The sequence below is a fragment of the Flavobacterium sp. genome (assembly GCF_043779715.1).
GTDB lineage: Bacteria > Bacteroidota > Bacteroidia > Flavobacteriales > Flavobacteriaceae > Flavobacterium.
The window spans coordinates 1-14,847 of sequence record NZ_JAYWDT010000202.1 but is presented as its reverse complement, the minus strand read 5'-3'; the positions used below and the strand labels follow the sequence as shown (position 1 = coordinate 14,847).

The 14,847-nt window shown below is 31.6% G+C and carries 14 protein-coding genes; 2 read left to right on the top strand and 12 right to left on the bottom strand.

The window, feature by feature from the left end; genetic code table 11:
* Together ACH2BG_RS09755 and ACH2BG_RS09750 are read left to right on the top strand one after the other, a co-directional pair.
* The coding region (locus ACH2BG_RS09755) for a T9SS type A sorting domain-containing protein (protein ID WP_395047500.1) at positions 1–597 on the top strand (597 nt) is incomplete at its 5' end.
* A gap of 61 nt (positions 598–658) precedes the next feature.
* Positions 659–1,921, top strand: coding sequence for a zinc-dependent metalloprotease (locus ACH2BG_RS09750; RefSeq protein WP_309757374.1), 1,263 nt, complete (start codon positions 659–661; stop codon positions 1,919–1,921).
* 901 nt (positions 1,922–2,822) lie between these two features.
* Here ACH2BG_RS09750 and ACH2BG_RS09745 read toward each other — a convergent pair.
* From ACH2BG_RS09745 to ACH2BG_RS09690, 12 genes are all read right to left on the bottom strand, one after another.
* Positions 2,823–3,203, bottom strand: a complete 381-nt coding sequence (locus ACH2BG_RS09745; RefSeq protein WP_395047503.1) for a hypothetical protein — start codon at positions 3,201–3,203, stop codon at positions 2,823–2,825.
* Between the two features lie 33 nt (positions 3,204–3,236).
* Positions 3,237–3,599 (bottom strand): hypothetical protein, encoded by a 363-nt coding sequence (locus ACH2BG_RS09740; RefSeq protein WP_395047499.1) that lies wholly within the window; start codon positions 3,597–3,599, stop codon positions 3,237–3,239.
* A 5-nt stretch (positions 3,600–3,604) separates the two neighbouring features.
* Positions 3,605–6,013, bottom strand: a complete 2,409-nt coding sequence (locus ACH2BG_RS09735; protein ID WP_395047498.1) for an outer membrane beta-barrel protein — start codon at positions 6,011–6,013, stop codon at positions 3,605–3,607.
* 224 nt (positions 6,014–6,237) lie between these two features.
* Positions 6,238–6,741: an SDR family NAD(P)-dependent oxidoreductase gene (locus ACH2BG_RS09730; RefSeq protein WP_395047502.1), complete on the bottom strand. Its 504-nt coding sequence runs from the start codon at positions 6,739–6,741 to the stop codon at positions 6,238–6,240.
* Between the two features lie 412 nt (positions 6,742–7,153).
* Positions 7,154–7,687, bottom strand: a complete 534-nt coding sequence (locus ACH2BG_RS09725) for a M24 family metallopeptidase (RefSeq protein ID WP_395047497.1) — start codon at positions 7,685–7,687, stop codon at positions 7,154–7,156.
* Between the two features lie 378 nt (positions 7,688–8,065).
* Positions 8,066–8,980, bottom strand: coding sequence for a helix-turn-helix domain-containing protein (locus ACH2BG_RS09720; protein WP_395047496.1), 915 nt, complete (start codon positions 8,978–8,980; stop codon positions 8,066–8,068).
* A gap of 63 nt (positions 8,981–9,043) precedes the next feature.
* A complete protein-coding gene (locus ACH2BG_RS09715) occupies positions 9,044–10,087 on the bottom strand; it encodes an aldo/keto reductase (protein WP_395047495.1) in 1,044 nt (347 codons plus the stop codon).
* Positions 10,088–10,181: 94 nt separating this feature from the next.
* Positions 10,182–10,922 carry an SDR family NAD(P)-dependent oxidoreductase gene (locus tag ACH2BG_RS09710; RefSeq protein ID WP_395047494.1) on the bottom strand — a complete coding sequence of 247 codons (741 nt, stop codon included), beginning with the start codon at positions 10,920–10,922 and terminating at the stop codon, positions 10,182–10,184.
* Positions 10,923–10,980: 58 nt separating this feature from the next.
* Positions 10,981–11,583 (bottom strand): GTP cyclohydrolase I FolE, encoded by a 603-nt coding sequence (gene folE / locus ACH2BG_RS09705; protein ID WP_395047501.1) that lies wholly within the window; start codon positions 11,581–11,583, stop codon positions 10,981–10,983.
* A 98-nt stretch (positions 11,584–11,681) separates the two neighbouring features.
* Positions 11,682–12,602 (bottom strand): helix-turn-helix domain-containing protein, encoded by a 921-nt coding sequence (locus ACH2BG_RS09700; protein WP_395047493.1) that lies wholly within the window; start codon positions 12,600–12,602, stop codon positions 11,682–11,684.
* Positions 12,603–12,622: 20 nt separating this feature from the next.
* The gene (locus ACH2BG_RS09695; protein WP_395047492.1) at positions 12,623–13,510 is read right to left on the bottom strand and encodes an NmrA family NAD(P)-binding protein; all 888 of its coding nucleotides are present in this window, start codon (positions 13,508–13,510) and stop codon (positions 12,623–12,625) included.
* Between the two features lie 637 nt (positions 13,511–14,147).
* The gene (locus ACH2BG_RS09690) at positions 14,148–14,312 is read right to left on the bottom strand and encodes an Arm DNA-binding domain-containing protein (RefSeq protein ID WP_395047491.1); all 165 of its coding nucleotides are present in this window, start codon (positions 14,310–14,312) and stop codon (positions 14,148–14,150) included.
* Positions 14,313–14,847 lie beyond the last annotated feature (535 nt).

Here is a 14,847-nt window from a genome sequence, read left to right as displayed (position 1 = left end):
ACAGTAAATGCCAACGCAGGGCCATTTGTAATAACATCACAAAACACAACCGGAATAACGTGGGCGGGAAACTCATCGCAAACCATTACATGGGATGTTGCAGGAACAACAGCCAATAATATAAATACTTCGTTGGTAAATATATTATTATCAACAGATAAAGGGTTAACATTTACAATTACACTTCTGGCAAATACACCCAACGATGGTTTGCAAGTGATTACAATTCCAAACACTATTAATTCGTTGGATTGCAGGTTAATGGTGCAATCTGTTGGTAATATATTTTATGCAGTCAATACTACAAAGTTTGCAATTGCAACGAATTTAGCAACAAATGATTTCGAATTTGAAAATTTTGTACTATATCCAAACCCAAATAATGGAAGTTTCAAAATATCATTTAAGCCAAAAACCAACGACGAAATTAAAATCACAATAAATGACATCAGTGGAAAAAACATTCATAATAAAACATTTCAAAATACTGGTATGTTTGATGAAGAATCACAAATAAAATCGATTTCATCTGGAGTATATTTTGTAACTATACAGAACGGTGAAAATAAAATGGTGAGAAGAATTCTTGTAGAATAAAAAAGATTTACAAAAAGTCAAAAAAATAAAGCAGAATTGTCAACCAATTAATAATCAAATTATGAAATTAAAATTAATCATCGCTTTACTCCTATTTCAATTGGGATTTTCACAACAAAGAACTTGCGGAACCGATGCGCAAATGCAAAAAATGATGTCTGATCCAGTTGCAAAACAAAAACATTTAGATTTTCAAAAAAAATTTAATATTGAATTAGCAAAACTTCAAGATCCACAAAATGAAGCGGCTAGAAATACCAACGCAACAATTATTATTCCGGTGGCGGTTCATTTTCCCGAAATTACTGCAAATTCACCAATTAAAGAATGTTTAAAGCTATTGATACAAAATCAGATCGATATTTTAAATGCCGCTTTTAGCGCAACAAACCCAGACATTGCGCTGTGGACGCCCCAAGTACAAGCCTTTTATCCAGGAACTAACTTGGGTAATCCAAATATAAAATTTATAATAGCAACCAAAAATCATCCTGCGGGAACAGGGCTGACCAATGGACAGGCAGCAATAACATTTGGAACTAATTTTCTATATATTCAAAATGGTGATCACAGAGACATTCAATGGAAAGGCTATTTGAATATTGTTTGCAGAGATACTAATCTTGGATCAGGATATTATACAGGTGGCACTCCTGACGAAGGCAATTTGATTGTACTAAAAAATAATTGTTTCGGATCTGGTGCTGGCTGTGGAACAGGATTTGAGCCTTACTTTGGATGGCATTTAGGAGGAACAGCTATTCACGAGGTAGCACATTATTTAAGTGTACATCATACTTTTGGGAAAGATGGTACAATTACTGATTGTTCGCGAGGAAATACAGATGATGTTGACGACACCCCGCAATGTCAAATGTCATCAATGTGGCCTGAACCAGGAAGTGTCGCTGGATGTGTACCCGGTACAAAATCGTTAACAATGAATTATATGGATTATACATTAGATGGTAATAAATTTATGTTCACAGCAGGCCAAGTCGTTAGAATGAGAGCCTATTACAACACTGTTGCTAGTCAATTTTCAACAAACGTGTTAGGTGAGCAAGATTTTGAATTTAAAGATTTTTCATTATTTCCAAATCCAAATAATGGAAGTTTCAAAATATCTTTTACACCAGAAACCAACGAAGAAATTGCTGTAGAAATTATCGATATGAATGGAAGAAATATTTACAGTAAGACATTTCAAAATTTAGGTCTATTTGATAACGACTTACAAATAAATAACATTTCATCAGGTATGTATTTTCTAAATATTCAAAACGGTAAAAGGAAAATGGTTAGAAAAATAATAAAAAAATAAATATTATGAAATTAAGTTTTATACTTGTGGTCCTATCTGAATAAAGTTGTTCTTAACCTTGGTCAACAATTTTAATCCCAAAACAGTTGCAGACATTATGATGTATGAAGTAACCAATATTTTAGAACGATCCTTCAAATTGTTTTTTCCTGTAATTCCTGCTGCATACAATGCGTAAATCGAAAGTTCAGGTGTGCCGAATTACCAAATAAAAAAAACTGCTCTTACTCTTGAGTGAAACTAAAAACCATGTTATCAATCAAAACAATAAGGAAAATCTCCTTGAAAATTTTGTTTTTTTAAGTTCAGTAATTTGGGGGAATTTGGAAAATTGATTTGTAAAAAAAATAAAGTATCCGCAAAATAGTGTGAATTCCTAATAACTAACTAAACTTTATTAATTTTAGTGAAATTACCATTCCCATCAAAAAGAATTACTTTTCCAGCTATTTCAGCTTCATAAGTAATTACACCTTTTTGGCTAGATATTTTGCAGATTATTTTACTTTTTGGTGGTTAAAATGCTTGTTGATTTAAACTAAAGCAGTTTTATTCAGTTTACTAATTTGAATTGCTACTTCTGTTTCAACAATGGTTCCATCTTGATTAAAAAGTAACGAGTTATCTACTTGATTAACATCAAAAGTAGCTTCATAATTAATTTTTTCTTTAACCCATCTTACCTATTTGCTTTGGGATATTTTTCGTTTTATGCCTTTTTAATGATTTGTGGCACTTCTTTTTCTTTAAGTTTTTGTTCAAAAGAAACTAATGACAATATACGTAGAACGATAACTACAAGTGACTTATCCATTATATTTAAAATTAATACTATTCAAAGTTGTAAATCAATTTTGAAGAAATGTTGACTTTAGTACTGTATAACATTATCCGGAATGATTTATTTGAAATTAATTTTATTCTGGGATTTTATCAACCCATTGGCTTTTTTAATAGCATTATTTTTGATTATCGAAATAGTAATGAGAACCATCAAAATTGCAAATAGTAGTAGTGATGAACCGATGGTTCCAAAATTTAATCCTCCTTTTTCAAGTGGTTTTGTGAGTAAATCCCCGAAAGTTGCCCCAAATGGTCTTGTTAAAACAAAAGCCAACCAAAACAATAATATCGCAGAAACTTTAAGAAAATAGTGCGCCAAAATTATCAGAATTAATACACTACCTATTAGGAGTGCTCCACCCAGAAAACCAAGTCCTGAATTATCTGCTAGAAAGTCTCCTAAAGCTGTACCCAAAGTATTAGAAAATAAAATAGCTATCCAGTAAAATACTTCTCCACGAAATGAATTTATCTAGGTTACAGATACTGATTTTTCTGTTTTTTTCCATAGGATAAATGTAGTTACTAATAAAGTAATTAGAATTAAAGAACCAACAGCATAACCCAATCCCAAAGTACGATCCATAAAATCAGACATTGTAGTTCCTGCTGTACTTGTTGCGAGAATTACCGACCAATAGAGTAATGGGTTGTATTTTTTTGCATGCAATTGCATTTGAAGTAAAACAATAAAAACCCCCATTAACAGCAATGAACTAAGGGCATAACCAATATTTAATGTCATTGAAAATAAGTCTCCTGCAGTTTCACCTAAAGTAGTTGCACAAATTTTCATTATCCAAAATGCGGCAGTAATTTCGGGTACTTTTTTCATTTTAATTAAAATTTATAAATATAACCTAATCGAATTACCTGTGTTTCATAATAATCAGTGCTACTGTAATTAAAATCCTGACCTTGAATTTGTTTTTTGATTACCAATGTATTGAAAAGGTCGGTTGCGTTCAGGAAGAATTCTCCTTTACCATTTTGGACTGATTTTTTTATACCAAAATCTATAGAAAATCGGGAAGCAATTTTTCCTTGCGGAATAATATCAGGAGCCAAATATATAGCGGTTACTTGGGCATCTACTTTTTTGGATACATGCAAGGTATTGTTCCACTTTATATTTCCAGAGAAAATATCTTGTTTCTCTGCTGAAAAAGTATTGAGTTGTGGATATAAATTTTGAATAGTAAAAGCACTAATTCGATTGTGATACGCGTTGAAGTTGAAGTTAAATGAATACCATTTTGCAATATCTTGCGAAAGAACCATTTCAATCCCTGTATTCTGACTTTTATTTGCATTTTGGAAGATTGCATAAATTAAATTACTGTCTGGAACTGTCGAAGCAATTCGAGTTATAGTAGCATTTGCAAATCGGTGGTACGCTGCTGAATAGAAATATCCTTTTTTTAAGTTCGTTTTATAACCTAGTTCCAATAAATTAGTAAACTGCGGACGAAGGGCAGGATTCCCAACCTTTATGATTTCTGCATCATCATATTTTGGAAATATTCTAATATCAACTTCATTTGGCCTGTCTACTCTACGGTTGTAAAATAATGATATTTTATTATTGCCATCAATTTTATAAGCCAATCGCACATTTGGGAAAGGTTGGGCATAGCTGTAACCGTCGCTTTTATAGGTATTATGATCCGGATTAATATTGTATCGCAAATTTACATATTCCACACGCAAACCTACTTCTGCTTCAATTTTATTATTTTCAAAAATATAATTTCCATACACGGCCGGAATAATTTCTTTGTAAGTTGCTTGACCGCCAGCACCACTATCTATTGGAGAATTTGCTCCCGGAAAAAACTGCATATTGGTAGGAATATCCCTTTTTCTGAATTTGAAACCGGTTTCAAATCTTCCGTATTTTAAGGGTTTACTATAATCAATATTGAAGTCGGCTACTTTCTCATCTGATAACAATTTGAAAGCATCTTTTCCAGTATACTTTGGCATGATATTATCAAAAAAATATTTTTCATCCTCTCTGTGAAACGTGTAATTCAAACCAATATTTAGCAAACGTCCTGCTTGTTTAAACTTATGCTGGTATGCCGCAGTAACCATAGCGGTGGTTTTTAATTCGTCTTCCAAAAATTGCCAAAGTCGCAATCGTTGCGAATAATTTTCATTGAAAAAGGGTTGGTCTCCGTTGTCAATTATTTTTTCGGTTCCAAACAAACCCGAAACGGTAAGTGAATTTTGTTCGTTAATATTCCAATCAATTCCCGTTTTTATAGTAGTGAAATGCGTATTTCGATTTCTTTTGGATTGTTGATTAATGATAGTTCCATCAGTGTAAGTTCGCGTTACAAACTCATTTTTATTGAGCGTTTCTGTATAAAGGTAATCTCCCTGAAAAAAAGCATTAATTTTGTTTTTTCGATAATTAAGTGATAGCGTAGGATTAATTTTTGGCGTTACGGAGTATTGTGGTCGAATCGTTGGTAAATTTTCTTTTCTTTCCCACAGTGAACCCAATCCGGAGGTAATCCCCACTTTACCATTGAATCCCTCTTTTTTGTTTTTCTTGTAAATAATATTTACAATTCCAGCGTTTCCGTTGGCATCGTATTTTGCAGAAGGATTGTTAATGATTTCAATTTTTTCTATCGCAGAGGCGGGTATATTGTCTAATCCCGATTGGTTCCCAAATCCTGTTAAAGCGGTTTGTTTTCCATCAATTAATACGGTTACTTTATCGTTGCCTCGTATTTGTACTTTCCCGTCATGCACAGTAACACCAGGTAAATTTTGCATTGTTTGCAAAACAGAACCACCACTCTGGCTCATGTTATCTGCCACCGAAAAGGTTTTCTTGTCCATTTTCGAGTTGATAAGTTCTTGCTTTGAAACGACCACAACTTCACTTAAAACGGTAGCATCTTTTTCTAACTCAACGGTTCCCTCATCTAGAAATTCAGAAAGTGAACCTACGTAAATAGGTTGGGTTTTTGTTTTAAATCCTACAAGTGTACACTCTAAAAAGTAATTTCCAGGAACTACGTTCGCAAATGAAAACCTACCCTCTTCGTTGGTAACAGTTCCGGCAATCAAAATGGTACCCTTTGAGTTTTTTAAGAGTACATTTACATAAAGCAAAGTCTCTTTTGAGGTTTTATCTTTTGTGATTCCTGATAGTGTGACTGCTTTGTTTTGTCCTAATACATTTGAAATTGATAGTATTAGAAATGATAGAACTATTATTTTTATACTCATGTGTCGATTTTTACTCTTTTTTAAATTTATAATATTATCATATTTTGAAGTAAAAACGATCTTACGCAAAAATCGCCATTTCCTATTTTTGTTTCATCCCATCGCGAAATTACATTTTCTATTTCAGTATCGATTTTTTGTTTCCACATTTTTTTAGCAATAAAAAACATTTTTATCAATACTGTATTTCTATTTCTGTTGTATTTACATACATTTTCCAAAATTTATCTGCCAAGATTTTTTGGCGAATGCATATTACTTTTTGCTGGAATTGAATTATAGCTAGTCAATATGCCTACATAAATATTATCCTGTTTGAGCACTTCGTGCAATTGAAAAGTCAGATTTCTTAATGCTACTTTTCCGAGTGATAATGAGCCAACCTGAACATTGGGTTGAAGAGCAAGTCCTCCACCTGTAAATAATTCGGTACCATTTGTTTCTTTGAGTTGTTTATGTGGTGTTTTAACACAATGGAAAGCGTTTGCAACTGAAATTTTGAAATCATGAACTAAATCTTCGGTATTTTCATCAATGCTATTTTTATATTTCATTGCAGCCGCATTGTATAGTAGCACATCTACATTTCTGGGTGCAGCCGTTAATTTGATAACAGCGTTTTGTAATTGCAATGTGTCGTAAGCATCTGCAATCGCATATTGTGCTTTAATTCCTTTCGCTTTAAAGTCTGCCACTTGTTCTTTTAGTTTTTCTTCATTTCGGCTAATAAATCAGACTGAAAATTTATTTTCAGCGAATTTTTCGGCAGTTCCCAAACTTCAATTCGGACCTGAATCTACTACATTATTGATTTTTTTGTTACTGTTTTAATTTTATGATACAAATTTATATTGCTATCATAAAAAAGACGTAGCCAAAATGACTGTTGTTGTAGTCAAAAGGAATATGTCGATTTACTTTGATATTAAGTCAAAATGGATTTTTTCGCAATTACTGCTGACTAATGGATTATTTACTTTTTTAAGAAAAATTAATTTACAATTTTTACAAACTTTTCTTTAAAGAAAAAGCGTGTTTAATATTTTAATGTTACTTACATTTTGACTCTATTGTAGGGAAATACAAGTTCTGAAAGGGATAAATTAATTGTCTTTAAGACAAAATATTTATTTATGATTTTTAATTCCATATCTCATTCATTTCTGTGAGCACTATTGGTTTTCCATCAGTAACTATGATTGTATGTTCGTGCTGTGCCATAAAACCGCCCTTATTTCCTATGATCGTCCAATCATCCTTTAATGTTTCGGCATAAGTGGAAGTTGTAGAAATAAATGTCTCAATAACAACTACTGAATTTTTCTCAAACCTTGTACGATTATATTTATCTCTAAAATTAGCTATTTCGCTTGGTCCTTCGTGAAGGCTTCGTCCTATACCGTGACCAGTTAGATTTTTTATTGCTTTAAAACCTCTTTTTTTTACTTCTGTCGCAATTAAATAACCAATATCAGAGATACTAATTCCTCCTTTTATATTATGAATTGCCTTGTATAAAATTTGCTTTGAAGCCTCAATAAGTTTTTGGTGTTTGCTAATATCTGTCCCAAGAGCAACAGAACCTCTATTGTCCGACCAAAACCCGTCTAGTTCTATTGAAACGAAAATATTAATTAAATCTCCTTCAGTAAGAATTTTTTTGTCAAATGGCATGCCGTGCCAAATTCATTATTTACACTTATGCAAGTACAGCCAAGAATAACATAAGAAACATAAGGTGCAGATTTAGCTCCAAAATCATTGAGAATTTTGACACCAAAATTGTCCGACTCCACTATAGTCATTCATAGTTTTGCATTTCTTTTAAAGTATAAGCAACCATTTAACTTACCTTTTTCATTCCAATTAATTCTGATTTTTTACTTATAGACATTGATTTTTTTAATTAAAATTTATTGTTGTTTTTTCAATTATCGATTATAGTTTTTGAGGTGTATTTAATCGGAACTTCTCAAATATATTAAATAACTGAATCAGATTCAGATTGATATATTCTTTAAGATCTACTTTTTTAATTTCCATTGTGGTTGATTAATTAAACGACTTTCTATACTCCAACGGCGAAACACCACTTTTTGCCTTGAACAATTTACTAAATGATTGCGCATATTCAAAACCTAACTCGAATGCAATTTCGCTAATAGATAAATTAGTCGTTGTTAAAATATCTTTTGCTTTTTCAATTAATTTAATATGAATGTGTTGTTGGGTGTTTTGTCCTGTAACTGTTCGTAACATATCGCTTAAATAACTTGGCGAAAGATGCAATTGTTCTGCTAAATTAGTTACAGTTGGCAAGCCCATTTTTGAATTATCTTCAAAGAAACTAGATAATAAATTTTCGAATTTAGAGAGCAAATCGTTATTTGCCATTTTTCGAGTAGTAAATTGTCGGTTATAAAAACGATTGCAATAATTTAACAACAATTCGAGATTGGAAACCATTACATCTTGACTAAAAGTATCAATTCTTGATTGGTATTCTTTTTCGATATTTTGCACTAAACTTTCAATTAGTTTATCTTCTTCTTCTGAAAGATGTAAAGCTTCGTTTACTTCGTAATTAAAAAATCCGAAATTCTTAATGGTTTTGCCCAATGGATAATTCCTAATTAAATCAGGATGAAATAGTAAGGACCAGCCATCTTTATTTCTGTTATCGTCTTCATCCACAACAATAACTTGATTTGGTGCAACAAAAGACATCGTGCCTTCGTCAAAATCATAATAGTTTTTACCATATTTCATTTGACCTTGAAAACTTCTTTTGATTGAAATATTATAAAAATTTAAAAGTAATCGTTCCTTGTTTTCATCTGATATTGTTGAAACATCACTGTGATTTATTAAAGTTATCAAAGGATGCGAAGGTTTTGGTAAAGACAATAATCGATGTAATTCAGAAACTGAATTGATTGTCTTTATATTTATTGCTTCTTTTTTCATTATGTAAAGTTCTTAAAAAACAAAAAGAGAAATGATAAAATTTCTCTTTTTGTTTCAACTATTTTAAATTTCACCTTTTAAAAAATCAAGTCCAGCACTTCTGTCAGAAGTCATTATTTCGATTACGTTACCCGGATATTGAGGTGCTAATTTACTGATTTCGTCCAATTTCTTTAACTCATCGGCAGTAAAAATAATAGCGACAGCTTTCAAATTGTCTTGCAATTGATGCAGTTTAGTTGCTCTAATAATAACACTTGAAACTACTGGCTGGTGCATTAACCAAGCCAATGCCAATTGTGCAACAGAAACCTGTTTTTCTACTGCAATTGGATATAAAACATCCAAAATATTGTAAGCTCGTTCTTCGTTGAATGGTGGAAAAGGAAAATCATTCAATCTACCTTTCGCACCTTGTAAATCTCGTTTGTATTTTCCAGAAAGTAAACCGCCACTTAAAGGACTCCAGACCATTAAACCTACTTTTTGATCAGTCAATAAAGGAATTATTTCTCTTTCAATATCTCGAGTATCTAATGAATAATTGGCTTGTAACGATGCAAATCTATTTCTGTCATTGTAATCTGAATAGGCTAAGCCTTTCATTAAATGCCAAGCTGAAACATTACTTGCTCCAAAATAACGAATTTTTCCACTTTGAACTAAATCGTCTAAAACCCGAATGGTTTCTTCAATGGGCGTTAATGGATCAGAAGTGTGAATTTGATACAAATCGATATAATCTGTTTTCAATCGTTTTAAACTTCCTTCCACTTCTTGAATAATGTGTTTGCGAGAAAGTCCTAAATTATTTTGGCCTTTTCCAACAGCACCACGAACCTTTGTTGCTAAAACTAAATCTTCTCTATTTAGCGATAGATTTTTTATGGCTTGCCCAATCATTTCCTCGGATAATCCTTCAGAATAAATATTGGCTGTGTCGATAAAATTTATACCAGCTTCAGTTACGGTTCTAATTTGTTCGTCGACTTCGTTTTGGTCTAAATTTCCCATATAACCAAAAAAACCTTTTCCACCATAATTCATTGTTCCTAAACAAAGTGCTGATACTTTTAATCCTGTGTTGCCTAAAATTTTGTATTTCATTTTTATTGTTATTTGTGAAGTACAAAGGTGCGCAGTATCTAAAATTTTAAAGTTTCCAAAATGAAGTTAGTTGTATCCAAAATGAATATTTATTTTACCAAGGACTTATTTCAGTACCGTCTTTTATATCGTTGCTGAAATATTTTCCTGTTGGTGCGTTATCATCAGTTAAAGTATGTTTTACTACAAATGCTGCTGCACTTTCTACAGTTCCTCGACCAGTATGATGATTGAAATCAGTTGCGGTAAAACCCGGGTCAATAACATTCACTTTGAAGTTAGTTTCTCGTAATTCATAAGCCAAAGTGATGGTGTACATATTTAGTGCGGCTTTTGATGAGTTATAAATAGCTGCTTTTACAGCATAATATTGCCAAGTTGGATCATTATGTAATGTCAGCGAACCCAAACCAGAAGTTAAATTGGTAATTCGTGGTTGATCAGATTTTTTTAGCAAATCCATAAAAATTTGTGTTACTTGAATTAGCCCAAATACATTAATATCATATACTTCTTTAAAAATAGCGATATCTGTATCGATTGCTGATTGCGGAAACCCTCCACTAACTCCTGCGTTGTTTATCAAAATGTCCAATTTGCCTTGTTCACTTTCAATGGTGTTTTTGGCAGCTATAATGGTATCTAGATTTGTAACATCTATTTGTATGGCTTTGATGTTTTCGAATCCATTTTCGTTTAATTCTTTTACGACTGCTTCGCCTTTTTGAAAGTCACGAGTTCCTAAATAGACAAATAATCCCTTTTTTGAAAGCTGTTTTGCGGTCTCTAAACCAATGCTTCTGTTTGCTCCTGTAATTAATGCTATTTTTTTCATTTTGTTAATTTTATTTTGTTCTAATAGTTTATAGAAATTAAAGTATGTTGTTAGATAATTAACTGAACTTGTTAGAGATTAGACTAATAAATTCTTTTCTGGTTTTATCTTTTTCAAATGCTCCAGTGAAAGAAGAGGTTGTTGTTACGCTATTTTGTTTTTGAATGCCACGCATTTGCATACACATATGTTGGCATTCAATAACTACAGCTACGCCAAGTGGTTCTAAAGCCTCCTGAATACAATCTTTAATTTGGTCTGTCAATCGTTCTTGCACTTGCAGCCTTCTAGCAAAAGCCTGAATAATTCTTGGGATTATACTTAATCCAACTATTTTACCATTGGGAATATAGGCTACGTGTGCTTTTCCAAAAAATGGTAACATATGGTGTTCGCACATAGAATAGACTTCGATATTCTTCACTACAATCATTTGCTTATGATCTTCTGTAAACAATGCCGATTTCAAAATTTCTAAATGATCCAATTCATATCCGTGTGCTAAAAACTGGAATGCTTTAGCAACTCTTTCAGGCGTTTTCTCTAGACCTTCCCTGTTTGTATCTTCACCTAAATTTTCTATTATGTTTTTGAAACTTTCAGCAATTTCAATTGTTTTCTCGGTGTTGTATTGGTCAATTTTGTATAACTTATAATTTATGAATTTAAGATATTTTTAAAATAATTTATTTTTTATTTGCGATTAATCCCATCAATTTAAATTTGAATGATGTAGAATTTTTTTATAAACTCAAATTTTTAATTAAAAGAATTTCTAAAATCTAAAGGAGATAAATTTGTTTTTGCTTTAAACAATTTGCTGAATGATGGCGAATGTTCAAAACCCAATTGAAAAGCAATTTCTGAAACAGTAAAATTTGTGGTTGATAATTTCTCTTTTGCTTTTTCTATTAATTTATTGTGAATGTGCTGTTGAGTAGTTTGCCCAGTCAAAACTTTGAGCATTGAACTCAAATAATTGGGTGATACATTTAGATTTTCAGCAATTGTATTTACAGTAGGTAAACTTTTAACATTTACATCATCCATTTCAAAATAATTGTCTAATAAGTCTTCCAACCGATTTAAATATTGATGATTGCTTATTTTTCTAGTTAAAAACTGACGGTTGTAAAATCTATCAGCATATTTTAAAAACAATTCCAATTGTGCAATAATTAAATCTTGACTGAACTTATCAATATTAGATTGGTATTCTTGTTTGATATTTTGCAAAATGTTTATTAAACTTGTTTCTTCTTTTTCAGAAAGAAACAAAGCTTCATTAATGGAATAATCAAAATAGTCATATTTTTTTATTTTTTGGACCAAACTTGTTCCCCATAAAAAATCAGGATGGACAAGTAACATCCATCCTGATATTTCTAAAACTTTATTTATCTCAACTTCTATACTGAAAATTTGTCCTGGAGCAATGAAAAACAAAACGCCTTCATCGAAATCGTATTTTTGTTGACCATACTTAATTTTCCCATTAATATTTCTTTTTAATGCAATGGAATAAAAATCCATAGACCAGCTCACGGGACTATCTTCTCCCAAATACTGCATTTCTTCAAAATTGATCAAACTAATCAACGGATGTTCTGGTTGTGATAAACCCCTTTGTCGATGGTACTCGCTAATGGTTTTAAATCTATGAATTGGATTGCTTTTCATTGCTCAAAAATAAATATTTATTATGAATTATAGGCGGTTACAAAATCATTTACAAAATCTGAAAATTTTACTTTCCCTAAAACTGTTGGTTTATTCAATTTATAATCCTCTGCTAATTTACCGCTGTTCAGACTTGAAAACATTTCAACATAATTATTTGAAAGAAGTTCAGGAAAATCGCTGTCTAAAAAACCTTTGCGTGTTTCATCATCAGAAACGACAATCCACTTTAAATCAGGTTTGCCTATTTTAGCACCCAAAATACTTGCAATTTCGTTTCCTGAAAGTTCATCACTTGATACATACCTAACTTTTCGATGTGTGGATGGTATCTCAATTTCATTTACAATTGCATCAGCAATATCGATCGGGGATACCATTTCAAAACTTTTCGCACCTCCATAATTGGCAAAAATCATCCCTGAATTTTTTATCATATCGATTAGATTGAGCAAATTATAATAGAAATAAGTAGGTCGAATATGTGTTATTTCCACATCAGATAGTTCGTTAAGGATTTGTTCTACATAATGTGAACCCAAAATAATTCCTGTTCCTTTGTCTAAATGTGCACCATAACTACTTAAATTTATAACACGTTTTACTCCAGATTTTTTCAAGGCTTGCTTGTAAACAATACCTGTTTTACGATAATATTCTCTAATATCAATTTCAGCAACGTAATTGGGTGGAACCATCGTATAAACTACATCTGCGCCTTTGAAAGTTTCTGTAAGAAAGCCTTCATCATCTAATGACCCAATAGCTGCAATTGCACCCAAATCTTCAATGGTTTTTATCTTTTCAAGATTGCTACTAATTACAGTTACTTGATGTCCTTTTTGCATTAACTGCTTTGTTAACGGCTTCCCGATGTTCCCTAAAGAACCTGTTACAATAATTTTCATCTTTTTTTATGTTTAAATATTTGATGCAAATTTCAGTAACATTCCAAGTTTAAAAATAGCCAAATCAACTATTGTAGTAGTCGTTTCAAGGTTTTTTGATAATATCTTTTTTGAATAAAATTATGATCTTAAATTATTTTTTGTTCTTTATGTATTGATATCATTGAAAACTTTTCTCTCAAAATCTTCATATCTTCACTCACTTTTTTGTCCAAAACTTTTGCATAATGTTGGGTAGTTTTTAAATTGCTATTTTTCAGAATTTTATTGACAGTTTCAATGGGAACTCCATTTGTAAGCATTACTGTCGTTGCAAAAGTGTGTCAGGCAATTTCGATATCGGATATTTTGTATTTCCATTCCAAGAATTCCGTGGTGTGCTTTAAAGATGTATTTTAGCGCTCCAATGTTCCAGTTGGATATTCTTTTCCAACTAATTCTTTGATTTTGTTAATATGATCTTTAAAAATAGGTATAAGGGTTCTTTGACGTTCTTAGATACCGAGCAGTCTGTTTTTAAGTGCCTCAGAAGTTATATTGATGTTTTTATGGATAAGTTCCATTTGTACATCAATAATCTTGATTTTGAACATGTCTAGATGGGTATTTATTGAACGGGCTTCTTCAGAACTGCCTTTCATTTTGCCAGCTTTTGTGACCATTTTGAAATTTCGACAAATCTGTTTGTGCTTAATTCAATTCTTTGGCCATTGACAGTAATTCTTATGTACATCGATACTAGACCGTTTACACTAGCTTTGGCTCTATTTGCGTAAACGAGAATAGATACTTTTGTTTTCATTGCGGTAACCTTTTAGCTAAATCTAAATTTAATTCTAAAAAGACTTTAACCCAAGATGTTTGAATAGTAAACAGGGTATTAAACTTGCAGCTGTTCAACAAATGAACATGTTATCAAATATGTTCAAAAGCCTTGTGCATTGCAGCCTTAGATAAAAATTGGTTACACAAATGTTTTGAGTTTTAAGGTGCCCGAATTTACCCCCTTAGGGACACGCATTAATGAATATTTTGGATAGGTCTTAAAATGAAAAACCCTCTAAATCATACGATTTAAAGGGTTTTAGTTGGCTTTTTGAATTAACCAGCGGAGAAAGAGGGAATTGTTTCTCTTTGCTATGTGGTTGATATATAGTGTTCTATATATTTTATTTTTTCAAGTGCCCCTACATGTACCCCTTCAAATTTTTACAGTTTTTCAGCTGTGTAGATGACTGTAAATTTACAAAAAATACTTCTAAAAAAGGGCTGTTATTTATCAAAATATGAACACGTTAACTATTATTTATTGAACAGGTAAAGTTTAAAATTTGAAC

Coding starts and splice junctions, on each gene's coding strand:
- ACH2BG_RS09740 (WP_395047499.1), bottom strand. CDS start 3,599: ATGAAAAAAGTACCCGAAATTACTGCCGCATTTTGGATAATGAAAATT.
- ACH2BG_RS09735 (WP_395047498.1), bottom strand. CDS start 6,013: ATGAGTATAAAAATAATAGTTCTATCATTTCTAATACTATCAATTTCA.
- ACH2BG_RS09750 (WP_309757374.1), top strand. CDS start 659: ATGAAATTAAAATTAATCATCGCTTTACTCCTATTTCAATTGGGATTT.
- ACH2BG_RS09710 (WP_395047494.1), bottom strand. CDS start 10,922: ATGAAAAAAATAGCATTAATTACAGGAGCAAACAGAAGCATTGGTTTA.
- ACH2BG_RS09720 (WP_395047496.1), bottom strand. CDS start 8,980: ATGAAAAAAGAAGCAATAAATATAAAGACAATCAATTCAGTTTCTGAA.
- ACH2BG_RS09690 (WP_395047491.1), bottom strand. CDS start 14,312: ATGAAAACAAAAGTATCTATTCTCGTTTACGCAAATAGAGCCAAAGCT.
- ACH2BG_RS09700 (WP_395047493.1), bottom strand. CDS start 12,602: ATGAAAAGCAATCCAATTCATAGATTTAAAACCATTAGCGAGTACCAT.
- ACH2BG_RS09715 (WP_395047495.1), bottom strand. CDS start 10,087: ATGAAATACAAAATTTTAGGCAACACAGGATTAAAAGTATCAGCACTT.
- ACH2BG_RS09695 (WP_395047492.1), bottom strand. CDS start 13,510: ATGAAAATTATTGTAACAGGTTCTTTAGGGAACATCGGGAAGCCGTTA.
- ACH2BG_RS09725 (WP_395047497.1), bottom strand. CDS start 7,687: ATGCCATTTGACAAAAAAATTCTTACTGAAGGAGATTTAATTAATATT.